This is a genomic window from Vibrio nomapromontoriensis, assembly GCF_050337205.1.
In the GTDB taxonomy this organism is placed as follows: Bacteria; Pseudomonadota; Gammaproteobacteria; order Enterobacterales; family Vibrionaceae; genus Vibrio; species Vibrio nomapromontoriensis.
In genome coordinates, this window is the sequence record NZ_JAKJSS010000018.1 from 67,842 (window position 1) to 81,375 (window position 13,534).

At 45.5% G+C, this 13,534-nt stretch carries 12 protein-coding genes; 11 read left to right on the forward strand and 1 reads right to left on the reverse strand.

Going from position 1 to position 13,534, the window contains the following annotated elements; genetic code table 11:
- Positions 1 to 56: 56 nt before the first annotated feature.
- The 11 genes from flgN to pdxY all read left to right on the forward strand — a co-directional run bounded on the left by flgN (position 57) and on the right by pdxY (position 12,241).
- Positions 57 to 512 carry a flagellar export chaperone FlgN gene (gene flgN, locus L4D05_RS20875; RefSeq protein WP_428753845.1) on the forward strand — a complete coding sequence of 152 codons (456 nt, stop codon included), beginning with the start codon at positions 57 to 59 and terminating at the stop codon, positions 510 to 512.
- On the forward strand, positions 502 to 1,212 hold the full coding sequence (locus L4D05_RS20880; protein ID WP_428795174.1) for a lytic transglycosylase domain-containing protein: 711 nt from the start codon (positions 502 to 504) through the stop codon (positions 1,210 to 1,212). The genes flgN and L4D05_RS20880 overlap by 11 nt, the downstream gene beginning before the upstream one ends.
- Before the next feature lie 93 nt (positions 1,213 to 1,305).
- Positions 1,306 to 2,187 carry a DMT family transporter gene (locus L4D05_RS20885; RefSeq protein ID WP_428795175.1) on the forward strand — a complete coding sequence of 294 codons (882 nt, stop codon included), beginning with the start codon at positions 1,306 to 1,308 and terminating at the stop codon, positions 2,185 to 2,187.
- Between the two features lie 82 nt (positions 2,188 to 2,269).
- Entirely contained in the window at positions 2,270 to 2,692 is a 423-nt protein-coding gene (locus tag L4D05_RS20890; RefSeq protein ID WP_428795176.1) for a PPC domain-containing DNA-binding protein, read from the forward strand.
- 385 nt (positions 2,693 to 3,077) lie between these two features.
- On the forward strand, positions 3,078 to 4,349 hold the full coding sequence (locus tag L4D05_RS20895; RefSeq protein ID WP_428795177.1) for an NRAMP family divalent metal transporter: 1,272 nt from the start codon (positions 3,078 to 3,080) through the stop codon (positions 4,347 to 4,349).
- Between the two features lie 343 nt (positions 4,350 to 4,692).
- Positions 4,693 to 6,087 carry a hexose-6-phosphate:phosphate antiporter UhpT gene (uhpT, locus tag L4D05_RS20900; RefSeq protein ID WP_428753852.1) on the forward strand — a complete coding sequence of 465 codons (1,395 nt, stop codon included), beginning with the start codon at positions 4,693 to 4,695 and terminating at the stop codon, positions 6,085 to 6,087.
- Positions 6,088 to 6,247: 160 nt separating this feature from the next.
- Positions 6,248 to 6,856: a response regulator transcription factor UhpA gene (uhpA, locus tag L4D05_RS20905; protein WP_428753853.1), complete on the forward strand. Its 609-nt coding sequence runs from the start codon at positions 6,248 to 6,250 to the stop codon at positions 6,854 to 6,856.
- The gene (gene uhpB, locus L4D05_RS20910; RefSeq protein ID WP_428795178.1) at positions 6,856 to 8,352 is read left to right on the forward strand and encodes a signal transduction histidine-protein kinase/phosphatase UhpB; all 1,497 of its coding nucleotides are present in this window, start codon (positions 6,856 to 6,858) and stop codon (positions 8,350 to 8,352) included. Before uhpA ends, uhpB begins: the two co-directional genes overlap by 1 nt.
- A gap of 8 nt (positions 8,353 to 8,360) precedes the next feature.
- Entirely contained in the window at positions 8,361 to 9,701 is a 1,341-nt protein-coding gene (locus L4D05_RS20915; RefSeq protein WP_428795179.1) for an MFS transporter, read from the forward strand.
- Positions 9,702 to 9,959: 258 nt separating this feature from the next.
- Positions 9,960 to 11,165 carry a mannose-6-phosphate isomerase, class I gene (gene manA / locus L4D05_RS20920; RefSeq protein WP_428795180.1) on the forward strand — a complete coding sequence of 402 codons (1,206 nt, stop codon included), beginning with the start codon at positions 9,960 to 9,962 and terminating at the stop codon, positions 11,163 to 11,165.
- Positions 11,166 to 11,386: 221 nt separating this feature from the next.
- Complete coding sequence (pdxY, locus tag L4D05_RS20925) at positions 11,387 to 12,241, forward strand: pyridoxal kinase PdxY (RefSeq protein ID WP_428753859.1); 855 nt, start codon at positions 11,387 to 11,389, stop codon at positions 12,239 to 12,241.
- Positions 12,242 to 12,306: 65 nt separating this feature from the next.
- Here the strand turns inward: pdxY and L4D05_RS20930 are convergent, their stop codons facing one another.
- A complete protein-coding gene (locus L4D05_RS20930) occupies positions 12,307 to 13,509 on the reverse strand; it encodes a BaiN/RdsA family NAD(P)/FAD-dependent oxidoreductase (RefSeq protein ID WP_428795181.1) in 1,203 nt (400 codons plus the stop codon).
- Positions 13,510 to 13,534: the final 25 nt, after the last annotated feature.

Genomic DNA, 13,534 nt, shown 5'->3' on the forward strand with positions numbered 1-13,534 from the left:
TATCGATAGGACACAACCGATACCGCCAATCGGTAACAGCAAAAGGACGACTTTTTATGGCCGCCACAAAAAGTGAATTGGTGCAAAATTTTGTAGTTTCAATCACTGAAGATATTAAGCTTTATCAAAAGTTACTTGCGCTGCTACAGCACCAAAAAGCCCTGTACCTACAACTTGATAGTGACGCGCTCAATCGCAATATTCAGCAACAACTTCCGGTACTCAAAAAACTCAGCTACGGCGCCAAATCACGGACGCTATGCCTGCAGCAATTACAGCTGCCAAGCTCAGAGGTTGGCGTGAAAACACTGACTAAAGCCTTACCGGTAAAATTGCAGACACACGTTGCAAAGCAGTGGGCGGTACTTGAAGCACTCATTAAACAGTGTCAGCGCTACAATCAAGAGAATGGTCAAAGCTCGGCGGCGTTTCATGAGCTGCTGGGGCAACTAATGGGCAAACCCGCCATCACGTATGAAGATAAAATGGTGTGTGAGGAATATGCTCGCTAAGCGAGGATTGACCTTTATTATAATTAGCCTTTGGGGTGCGGTGTTGCATTCAAGTTGGGCGGCTTCCTCGTCCCATTCCATCATATCACCCCATCTCATCGCCCCGCATATTGAAAAGCTACAGCCATACCAAGCGCCTATTCTCGCCAAGCTCGATGCTTATAACCCGCTGATACAACAGCTGTTCAAACGTTTAGCTGATTACTCATTGCCAAACAATCTCATACTCGTGCCCATGTTAGAGTCATCCTATAACCCTAACGCCGTGTCCGCCGCCAATGCCGCGGGGCTATGGCAACTCATTCCCGCCACCGCCACCCGATTTGGGCTCATCGTCAATGCGCAAAAAGATGAACGCTTCGATATTGATGCCAGCAGTGCTGCCGCGCTTAAGTACCTCAATTTTCTTTATCAAAAGTTTGATGGTGATATCAGCCTGACACTCGCCGCCTACAATGCAGGGGAAGGGCGCGTGCAACGCGCGATTAATCGTTCAGGTAGCCGTGACTTCAACCACCTGTCTTTGCCAGCTGAAACTCGCCAATATGTGCTTCGCTATCACGCTCTGCTCACGTTAGTGGATATGGACCGTTTCACCGTTCAAAATCGCACAACGCTGTTTTTATTTGGTCAACAGCAACACCACAAACCCACAGCCCTAATTGACCTTACGCCCCTCCCGGCATTGATTTCATTGTGACCCCCTTCAAGATCCACAAACTCTTGCTTTTCAGAACGCTATTCACTGGTAAGATGCTGGCACTTTATTTACTCAATCGCGTACCACACCCTCATGCTAAACGAACGAAAAGCTTTATTCTTTGCTCTGTCTGCCGTGCTCCTTTGGTCGACGGTTGCCACCGCATTTAAACTGACACTGGCCGAGTTCACTCCGGCCCAAATGGTCTTTGTTGCCTCACTGGTTTCTGCGATTGCGCTGGTAGTGGTGTGCGGGGTACAAGGAACACTAAAACAAATCAAAACGACGTTTATATCCAATCCGTGGTACTACGTATTACTTGGCGTCATCAACCCATTCGCCTACTACCTGATTTTGTTCCAAGCCTACGAACTGCTGCCAGCCTCACAAGCTCAACCAATCAATTACAGCTGGGCGATCACACTCACCTTAATGGCGGCCGTTTTCTTAAAACAAAAAATCCGCGGCCAAGATTGGATTGCCTGCTTGCTTGGTTATTTTGGTGTTGTCGTCATTGCGACGAAAGGGGATGTCCTTGGGCTGCAATTCGATAGCCCTCTGGGCGTGGGACTGGCGCTGATTTCGACCCTGCTATGGGCTAGCTACTGGATTCTCAATACAAAAAATACCGCTGACCCAGTGGTCGGGGTGTTACTTGGCTTTTTGGTGGCACTACCTTTAGCGTTTGGCGTGGCTATGTATGAAGGAGCAGCTTGGGGTGGTATCAGTATACAAGGTTGGTTAGCGGTCACTTATGTTGGTCTCTTTGAGATGGGGATTACCTTTGTTCTTTGGCTGAGCGCACTGAAGTTGACACAAAATACCGCTCGCATCAGTAACCTTATCTTCGCCTCCCCGTTTATTTCATTAATGCTTCTCGCCTATGTGATTGGAGAGGAAATCCATCCATCAACCTTAGTCGGCTTAGTATTGATTGTCGTTGGACTTGTCATTCAGCAGATCAAACGCCGCTAATCCGTTGACGAGCATGACATAGCAAGGGCGAGGTTGTCTCGCCCTTGATGCCTGCTGTTAATCCCTGAAAAAGGTACACCCCATGCATGATATAAAATGCCCCACCAGCAGCGAAGTCATCGCCGCTCGCTTAACCAACGGGCAAGATCTCAAGCATGAAATTCAAGCTCTAGTCAGTCAATACCAGATTCAGGCAGGCAGTATTGCATCGTGCGTCGGCTGCTTAAAAAGCATCAATATTCGTCTCGCAGGGGCAACAGAGTCACTCACCATGCAACAGCCATTTGAGATTGTTTCTCTCATGGGCACGCTGACCCCTAACCATCAACATATTCATATTTCTGTCGCTGACTCACAGGGACGAGTGATGGGTGGGCATTTACAAGAAGGAAGTGTTGTTGATACCACTGCTGAGCTCATCATTCATCAGTACGCTCACCTCAACTTTTCTCGAGAGCACGACCCTCAGACCGGATACACTGAGCTAGTGATTACTCGCACCTAAGCTATTAGCTTCACCTAAACCATTAGCTGCATCTAAACTATTAGCCGCCTCTAAACGATTACCCTCACTTAAGTATTACCCTCACCCAAGCTATCCCACGCTTTAAAAGCCATGTATCTGCGTCGTTTTTTTTCCACTTTTTTATCTCTAACGACACCGTAAAAAACCAATTCATAGCAACAAAGTTGGTGCAATCATCTAAATACCAGCCACTAATCAGCACCTAGCACTAATTGTTCAATTTAAAACCAGTGCCATTCGTTGCATCTCACTGTAAAACCTGTAGAAAAACAACGGTGGCAAAATAATTTTAGCGTGAAGTGTACATATTTTTGAACGCGTTTTGCTGTGCCCCTATAGATAATAAATACAAAGGAATATGAATATGGAGAATACCCTCTCTTCAACAGAGCCGAAACGCTCTGGATTTACCCAGTTAGTGCGTTCGCTTGGTCCTGGCATCATGATGGCAGCCGCGGCCGTTGGTGGTTCACACCTTGTTGCTTCTACCAAAGCAGGTGCCATATACGGATGGCAACTTGCTGTACTTATTTTGCTCGTTAACCTTCTAAAATACCCTTTTTTCCGAGCAGGCATTCAATACACCATGGGCACAGGCACAAGCTTAATTCAGGGGTACGCCAATTTAGGTCGTGGCTACTTGTGGGTGTTTACCATACTCAGCGTTATTTCTGGCATCGTAAATACCGCCGCACTGTTGTTATTTAGTGCGAGCCTATTGGGTTATTTTTTACCTTTTGACCTACCAATCGTCGCCCTGTCTGGCATTGTACTTGCGACCTGTTTAGCGATTCTATTTGCTGGTCACTATCGCGCACTCGACACACTATCTAAGGTCATCATGGCCGTTTTGACGATTGCCACCGTGACGGCGGTTTGTATCGCGGCTTCTAATGGCAGCGTCGCTCCGGCAGATTATCAAGCACCATCACCTTGGACGATTGCATCGATTGGCTTTATTGTAGTTACCATGGGCTGGATGCCAGCACCGATTGAAATTTCAAGCCTGACTTCCATGTGGCTAAAAAGCCAGTGTAAGAAGCAAACCGTCACGCCAGAGTCTGCATTGTTCGATTTTAATGTCGGTTACATTGGTACCGCTATTCTCGCGATCGTCTTCCTCGCGCTGGGCGCGCTGGTGATTAATGGCTCTGGTACCGAATTATCCGCATCCGGCGTAGGCTTCTCTCATCAACTGGTGGGAATGTACGCCTCCACCATCGGTGAATGGTCCCGTTACTTAATTGCCGTCATTGCTTTCTTCTGTATTTTTGGCAGCACCATTACCGTCATTGACGGTTATTCACGAGCCATTGCAGAATCTCAGCGTTTGCTACAAAAGCAACAAGACGACAATCCTAAGCACTTTCAAGCTTGGGTTGTGGTAGTGGCAACAGCCGCGATTTCTATCATTGCCTTCTTTGCTTCCGCACTGATGCCCTTGCTAAATTTCGCCATGATTCTCGCCTTTGTAACCACGCCAATTTTTGCTCTGTTGAACTATATCCTAGTCTCACGAGCAACACTTCCTGAGTCGTTGCAACTGGGTCCTAAACTGAAAGCCCTATCGTGGGCCGGCCTGATTTACCTGTTTGGTTTCTTGGCTATTTTCATCTGGTGGAAATGGTTGATGTAGCTTAATCAGTAGGTTTCATTATCGGTCTCAACTAGGTTGAGGCCGATTTTTTATGCCTGCTCCCTACCAAAATCAACACCGAAAAGACGCTTGCTCAGCACATTCTGTTCGTCTGAATGGAAGCAACTGGTAACTCATTTGGCGAGTATCGGTTCGTAAACAAAGTGATGCTCTTCACGCTTTCTTCACTCCCAATTCTGAACTACGAATTTTTCCTAGTCATTCTAAGACCCTCTCTCATGCGGTCGCTTTTTCGACTCCCTATTATTTCCCGGTCAAATAACAAAGCGTGCATGGTCGGAAAATTACCGTGCAGACCTCATAAACTATAAGAGAGTTTACAATGTTAAAGTTCCTAGACCAGGTGAGAAAACCGACGTTGGATCTTCCGGTCGAAACCAGAAGAAAAATGTGGTTTAAGCCTTTCCTACAATCTTATCTAGTTGTATTCATTGGTTACTTAACCATGTACTTAATCCGTAAAAACTTCAATGTTGCACAAAACGACATGATTTCTACTTACGGATTATCCATGACTGACCTAGGTCTCATTGGTCTTGGGTTTTCAATTACTTATGGCATTGGTAAAACAGTCGTTTCCTATTACGCCGATGGTAAAAATACCAAACAATTTCTACCATTTATGCTGATCCTATCTGGCCTTGCTATGTTGGGATTCAGCTTCAGCATGGGCGGAGGCAGCGCGAGCCTGTTCATGATGGTTGCCTTCTACGCATTAAGTGGTTTCTTCCAAAGTACAGGCGGGCCTTCTAGTTACTCAACCATTACCAAATGGACCCCTCGCAATAAGCGGGGCTCATATTTGGGTCTTTGGAATATGTCGCATAACGTTGGTGGCGCGGGAGCGGCAGGGGTTGCTCTATTTGGCGCAAACTATCTATTTGATGGTAACGTGATTGGTATGTTCGTGTTCCCATCTATCATCGCCATTGTTGTGGGCTTTATTGGCATGCGCTTTGGTAATGACTCTCCAGAAGCATACGGTTTAGGTAAAGTAGAAGAGCTCTTTGATGAAGAAGTCAGCGAAGAAGATACCGCCGCTGAAGAAAATCAAATGACCAAAAAAGAAATCTTTGTTGAGTATGTGCTTAAAAACAAAGTGATTTGGTTACTCTGTTTCGCGAATATCTTTTTATACATTGTTCGAATCGGTATCGATCAGTGGTCTACCGTTTACGCGTATCAAGAATTAGGGTTATCAAAAGAAACGGCTATTTCAGGCTTTACTTTGTTTGAAGTCGGTGCTCTGGTTGGCACGCTAATGTGGGGCTATTTGTCTGACCTTGCTAACGGACGCCGTGCTTTAGTTGCGTGCGTATCTCTTGGTTTAATCATTGTTTCCCTTGAATTTTACCAGCATGCCACCAGCGAGTTCATGTACCTTGCATCACTATTTGTACTGGGTTTCCTCGTGTTTGGTCCTCAGCTCTTAATCGGTGTTGCTGCGGTTGGCTTTGTGCCTAAAAAAGCGATCAGTGTGGCTGATGGTGTGAAAGGTACCTTTGCTTACCTAATTGGTGACAGTTTTGCCAAATTAGGTCTCGGTATGATTGCTGACGGAACGCCAATTTTCGGCTTAACTGGCTGGAAAGGAACATTCGCGGCACTCGATACTTCCGCCGCCATTTGTATCATTTTACTGCTATTCGTTGCGGTTGCCGAAGAGAAGAAGATTCGTCACGCTAAAAAGATGCACTTAGCTGCTCAAAATGCATAACTAGTCTCACATGGATGCTCTCGCGTACTTTATTCGATTAAAGCACGCGAGACCATACCAATCGATAGTGTGATTCAGTATCATTCCAGACATTCAAATTAACTATCTATCGCTCCTGCCGGGGCACTTTTCTTTTCCATTCTCAGTTTTGGTTAATATCATGATTAATGTTGCTCTTGTTGACGATCACGTCATTGTTCGATCGGGCTTTGCTCAACTACTCAGCCTTGAAACGGATATTACCGTCGTAGGTGAGTTCAATTCTGCGGCAGAAGCGCGCCTCGGACTTCCAAGTTGCCATCCTGATGTCGTTATTCTGGATATTTCAATGCAAGATGAAAGTGGCCTGAGTTTACTGGCAGAAATTCCATCAGGGATTGCCAGCATTATGTTGAGCGTACATGACTCACCAGCGATGGTTGAAAAATCATTAGAATTAGGCGCGAAAGGTTATCTCAGCAAGCGTTGTAGCCCAGATGAGTTAATTCAAGCCGTACACACAAGTGCAAATGGTGGCTGTTATCTCACACCAGATATCGCAATAAAGCTCGCGACACCGATAAAAAATAAAGCATCATTAAACCAACTAACGCGCCGCGAAAACGAAGTGTGCCAGTTATTGGCAACAGGGCTAGATGTAAAGTCTATTGCTGTTGAATTAGGGCTTAGCCACAAAACAGTGCATGTTCATCGCGCCAATGCGATGGATAAACTGAATGTTAAGAACAACGTTGAGTTAGCCAAACTATTCACTCAAGAACCGTACTAATGCGATCCTACCTAGCCACTTCCCTATGCGGCGTTTTTATGGCTGGTTGTGCATGGTTCTGTTTATGGGTGATTGCCTTCTATTTTATTAATGACCCAGAACTCGCCATTCTATTGTTTCCCTTTTCATTGCGACTGGGTATGACGCTGCACACTCGCACACAATACTGGCCGGCTATTTATGCTGCAGAATGGGGACTCGCCATCGCTTTGGCTTTATTACTTAATGAGCCACAGTGGTTAACGATATTAATTGCCAGTGGATTAAGTATTCCTGCCACTCTATTTGCCAAACGTTATTACTATGGTGATCAAAATCGTCACCTGTTAGTGATGGCGAGCTTAATAATGATCACCGCATTGATTAACGTTGCCGTGGTAAGTACTCATGTTCCTGCCGTTTACATGGTGTGGTTGGTCAGTATCACGGGGGGGCTTATGCTGGTGCCTATGTGTTACTTAGTGTGGAATTATCTATTTCAAAACAAGTGGGCACCACTAAGTTCTCACTTAATCAACAATGTTATTGAATTTAAAATACGCCACATCGCATTATACAGCGTGTTGCTGGTGACCAGTATTTTGATACAAACCAGCCTGCCGGATGAACTCAGACGGTTCGCGCCATTTTGTATGGCGATTCCTATTATCTTGCTGGCCGTTCGTTATGGCTGGCAGGGTGCTCTGCTCGCGACACTGCTCAATAGTGTCGCTTTAATTGCCGCCCATAGCGGCACATCTAGGCTCGAAGTCACTGATTTACTCTTGTCTCTTTCGGCTCAAACCATCACAGGTATTTTGCTTGGCCTTGCGGTTCAGAAACAAAAAGACCTGAATTCAAAACTGCGAAGCGAGCTGTCCCGAAATCAAAACCTTTCACGTCAGTTAGTGACGACTGAAGAGTCTGTTCGCCGTGAGATTGCTCGCGAGCTACACGATGAAATCGGCCAAAATATTACAGCAATTCGGACACAGGCAAGCATTATTAAACGTGTCGATGCCGCAGAAATGAGTGTTCGCTGTGCGGGCATGATTGAGTCATTGTCTTTGAATATCTACGACACAACCAAACGCCTACTAACAAAACTTAGACCTAAAATGTTAGATGATCTGGATCTAAAAGACTCGGTTGAACAGCTCATACGGGAAATGGAATTTTCGGACCATGGCATTGATACACAGTTAAATTGGCAAGGTGATTACGCATGCCTGAGTGACACTCTCAAGGTCACGCTGTTTCGACTGTGCCAAGAATCATTAAACAACGCCTATAAATATGCCCAAGCCAGCGAAATTAGAATTGAATTAACTCTAGATGAGCAAGTTGCACTTCGAATCTCAGACAATGGCGTTGGCTTTACCGCACAAGATCTTCTGAAAGGAATGGGGGTTCGCGGTATGCAAGAACGTGTTCAAGCGCTCGGAGGCAAGATGATAATCAACGCGAATGGCGCCTCTACGGGCACGAATATCAGTATTACATTACCTAAAGTGTGAGAACGACTATGTTTGGATTTCTGCGCTCAACCACTTCAAATAGCCAGACTTTAAATCATGATGAGGTCAATCAGAGCTATCGATACTGGCGTCTCCATATCATGATAGGAATGTACGTTGGCTACGCAGGTTTTTACTTCACTCGTAAAACTTTTAATTATGCGACGCCTGCAATGATCACTGACCTTGGCTTGGACAAAGGTGATATAGGCTTAATTGGTACGCTCTTTTACCTCTCTTATGGCTTATCTAAATTTATTTCAGGCACGATATCTGACCGTTCAAACCCGCGCTACTTTATGGGCTTTGGCTTAATCGCGACAGGGCTGATTAATATCGCTTTCGGCTTTTCCTGTTCGTTAGCTGCTTTTATCTCGCTTTGGGTACTTAATGCGTGGTTCCAAGGTTGGGGTTGGCCCTCATGCTCTAAATTATTGACGACATGGTACTCACGTTCTGAAAGAGGATTTCGCTGGGCCATATGGAATACCGCACATAACGTAGGTGGAGCACTTATTCCTATTCTCGTCGGCTACCTGACTCTTCAATTTAGTTGGCGAGCTGGGTTTATTTGGCCTGGTGTGATTGGCGTTGTTATTGGGATTATTGTCTGTTGGCGTTTACGGGATAAGCCAAGCACTATGGGGCTCCCTACCGTAGGAAAGTGGCGAAATGATCCCCTAGAATTAGCACAAGAGAGCCATGGACAAGGGCTCAGTTATCGAGAGATATTGAAAACTTATGTGTTCAGTAACAAATACATTTGGCTGCTCGCCTTTAGCTATGTGTTGGTCTATATCGTAAGAACGGCCGTTAACGATTGGGGGAACTTATATCTAACCGAAGAGCACAATTACAGTTTGATCAATGCGAATGCCGCTCTGTCTTTATTTGAAATTGGCGGTTTCGTTGGGTCATTAGTGGCTGGGTGGGGCTCTGATCGGTTGTTTGCAGGCAATCGTGGACCAATGAATATTTTGTTTGCCATTGGCATTTTCCTCTCGGTATCAGCGCTATGGCTTATGCCGCTAACCAACTTTGTGTTTCAAGCCGCCGGGCTATTTTGTGTTGGCTTTTTTGTTTTTGGGCCCCAAATGTTGATCGGAATGGCCGCGGCCGAGTGTTCGCATAAAGACTCGGCAGGCGCGGCAACGGGCTTTGTTGGCTTATTTGCTTATATGGGAGCAGCACTTTCTGGTTACCCATTAGCGCTCGTTTTAGAAACCTACGGCTGGAGTGGATTCTTCATTACCATTTCTACATGTGCTGCCGTTATCGGGCTTCTTTTACTGCCTTTCTTACAAGCACAGTCACCTCAAAAAAGTACCGATGTTCAAGTTGGTTTGTGAGGGGTATTGCGGCCAATAAGATAGCGGCGCACTTTATTGACCGCTATCTTGTTTTCCGCATCGCCCATCGATAAAATCCAAATGTGATTCTATTCACGCTTTTCACCTTTCTCATTCGCTTCTAAGAATTTTTCCTACTCCCTCTAAGACCTCCTCTCATGTGAGTTCTCACCTCTCTCTGTAACCTTTCTGATTATTTATCGCCATCAGAAATGTGCTCTCTTGAATTGCTTCAAAGAGTTCACTACGGAAAAACTCATGTCACTTCGCCCTTTATCAGAACACTCATTTTTCCCTATGCAAAACACGATACAGAACTATGCATGGGGAAGTGTTTCTTCAATGCACGAACTGTTTGGCTTTAAAAATGAGCCACAACAACCACAAGCTGAAGTATGGATGGGGGCGCATCCTAGAGGGTGCTCAATGGTCATAGTTGACCAGCATTTGCTCTCTCTATCTGAACTTATTAACAAGAATAAGCCAGCATACCTATCAACCGATATCGCACAAGAGTTTGGCGAACTGCCATTCTTATTTAAGATTTTGGCGGCAGAAAAAGCGCTATCTGTTCAGGTTCACCCTAATAAAGACCAAGCTGAGATAGGTTTTGCAAAAGAAGAACAAGCAAAAATCCCTCTCACCGCAGGGCATCGTAATTACAAAGATTCGAACCATAAACCTGAGTTGGTTTACGCGATTACAGAATACAAAGCGATGAATGGATTCCGAGAATATAGCGAGATAATGAGCTTGTTCAGGCAAGTAAATTGTTGTGAGCTTACAGGTTTGATTGAAGACTTTAGCAACAACCTTAACGCTAAAGGCTTGAAAACTTTTTTCCGTCATCTATTAACTCTGAATGAGCAAGCGAAACACAACGCATTAGAGCAGTTGCTGGCTTACTCTGCCGTCCACCAAGAACAAACCGAATGCGCATTAATCATAGAGCTTAGCCACCAGTACCCCAACGATATTGGACTATTTTCGGCTCTACTTCTTAATTTGATCACATTGCAACCAGGTGAAGCGATGTATTTAAATGCGAACACTCCGCACGCTTACATTAAAGGAACCGGGTTAGAGATTATGGCCAATTCAGACAACGTGTTGCGTGCTGGATTAACCCCCAAACACATTGATGTAGCAGAGTTAGTCGCATGTACAGAATTCAGCCCTACCCCCTTTAACCAGTTGTTACTCTCCCCCTCACACACGGGTTCATGTGATCACTATGAAATTCCAGTGAATGATTTTAATTTCAATATATTTCATTGCCCTCAACAGGAACAAATACTCACTAGCAGCGCTGAAATAGTAATGGCAATAGATGATGATCTAACGCTGACGAGTCATAACGGTGAATGCTTGTCTCTAACCAAAGGTCAATCGGTCTTTATTCCTGCTTATATTGGCCATTACGTCATGAGCAGTGGTGGACGAGTCGCTAGAGCTTTCAGCTAAGTATATCGTTCAAAACAAAAGCGGTAAGTGGCGAGCTGCTCTGGGTGGAACGGTATTTGATCGCGAAAGCAAAGGTGTCAGGAGTGTTCTCAGCAGCTTCTCAGCATCAAATTGATGCTAGTACCCTATAATCAGGATATTTATGTGGTTAAATCTTGATTGAGCAGACTTTCGCGCTCATATTAGTCAGGGTACTTACTATTCAATCATCAGGAGCCACCATGAAGGGCGTTATCTCCATTCAATCCCATGTTGTCTATGGCCATGCTGGCAACAGTTCAGCCACTTTTCCTCTGCAGCGAATGGGATTTGAAGTTTGGCCTATTCATACCGTTCAGTTTTCTAACCATACTCAATATCAGCAAGGTTGGACCGGACAAGCCTTTTCTGCCCAAGACATTGCTTCTTTGATTGAGGGAATCGACAATATTGGCCAACTGGCTAATTGCCAGGCTGTTTTATCGGGCTACCAAGGCAGCGCCGAGCAATGCCTTGCTGTCATTGATGCCGTCAAAAAAGTCAAAGCTCAAAACCCAGAAGCCATCTATGTTTGTGATCCTGTGATGGGCTCGCCAGAAAAAGGGTGCATCGTGCCCGCAGGTACGACGGAGCACTTAGTCAAACGCGTCATGCCTATGGCAGATGTGATCGTGCCGAATCAATTTGAATTAGGCCAGTTCGCCGATATTGCGATTAATAGCCTCGAAGATGCCGTCACCGCGTGTCATATAGCCTTAGCTAAGGGGCCCCAAATGGTACTGGTTAAGCACCTGCATAGTGTGTCGAATGAAAAGTTCACCATGATGCTAGCGACGAAACAAGGCTGCTATATTGCCCAGCGCCCGCATCTAGATTTTGATAAACAGCCGGTCGGAGTTGGCGATCTCATCTCTGCATTGTTCACTGCGGGTCTGTTAAAAGGTTGGTCGCCAGAGCAGGCGTTTGAACATGCCAATAACGCCAGTTATGGCGTGCTAAAAGAGACACAAAATCGTGGGGAATGGGAGCTACAAACCATTGCTGCGCAGCAAGAGTTTATTGCGCCAAGCGAGGTCTTTCCGATACAAAAAGTGTAGTTCAACATCACTAGGACACGGCTCTATTAGAGCCGTGTCACTCGATAATAAGAGGGGATAATGCGTTAAACGTGTTGCCCCGCAACAAACCCAGAGGACCAACACCACTGGAAATTATATCCGCCCAACCAGCCAGTCACATCCATCACTTCGCCAATAAAGTACAAACCCGGGACGGATTTACATGCCATGGTTTTTGAAGATAGATGATCGGTATTCACGCCCCCTAAGGTCACTTCAGCAGTGCGGTAACCTTCAGTACCATTAGGTACAATCTTCCACTGCTCAAGCTGGCGTACAATATCGGCCATTTCTTTCGGGTTAAACTGCTTTAACGGCTTATCGGCAAACACTTTTCTTTCGATGAGAAGCTCAACCAACCGTTTAGGTAGCACTCGGGCTAAGGTGTTTTTTAGGCTTTGATTTGGATGATTTTCACGAGTAGATGACAGGAGTTCATCCACATCTGAATTTGGCACTAAGTTAACCGTAACTGGTTGCCCTGGCTTCCAAAATGAAGAAATTTGCAACACAGATGGCCCTGATAAACCACGATGGGTAAACAGCAATGCTTCTTTGAACATTGTCCCATCCACTGCGGTGATTTCGGCCGGAATAGCAATCCCGGACAATTCAGCAAAGTCCTCTTTATCTTCTTTGTGTAGCGTAAACGGCACGAGACCCGCTGACGTTGAGATAACCTCTAACCCAAACTGCTCTGCCACTTTATAACCAAACGGGGTCGCGCCTAACTTTGGCATAGATAAGCCACCCGTGGCGATCACTAGCGAGTCACACTCGATGACGGCATTACCCGCATTAGCACTGTCGGCGTGAAATGAGAATCCACTGTCTGTTTTGGTGATGGAATGTACGTCCGTTTGGTACTGAAAGCGAACGGTCGGCAGATCGCATTCATCCAATAACATTTTGACGATTTCTTTTGCCGAATCTAAACAGAAAAGCTGACCGTGGTCGCGCTCTTCAAACTCAATCCCATGCTTATAAATCATCGAGATAAAGTCCCAATTGCTGTATTGAGACAATGCGGATTTTACGAAATGACGATTTTGGCATAGGTAATGATTTGGCGTCACATCATGGTTGGTAAAATTACATTTTCCACCACCTGAAATGAGAATTTTTCGACCTGGCTTTTTGGCATGATCTAAAACCAGCACACGACGTCCGCGCTTACCCGCTTCCGCAGCACACATCAATCCTGCGGCTCCAGCACCAATCACGACCACATCAAATTTATTGCTCATAGCTTTACTCTACCGACACACAAAA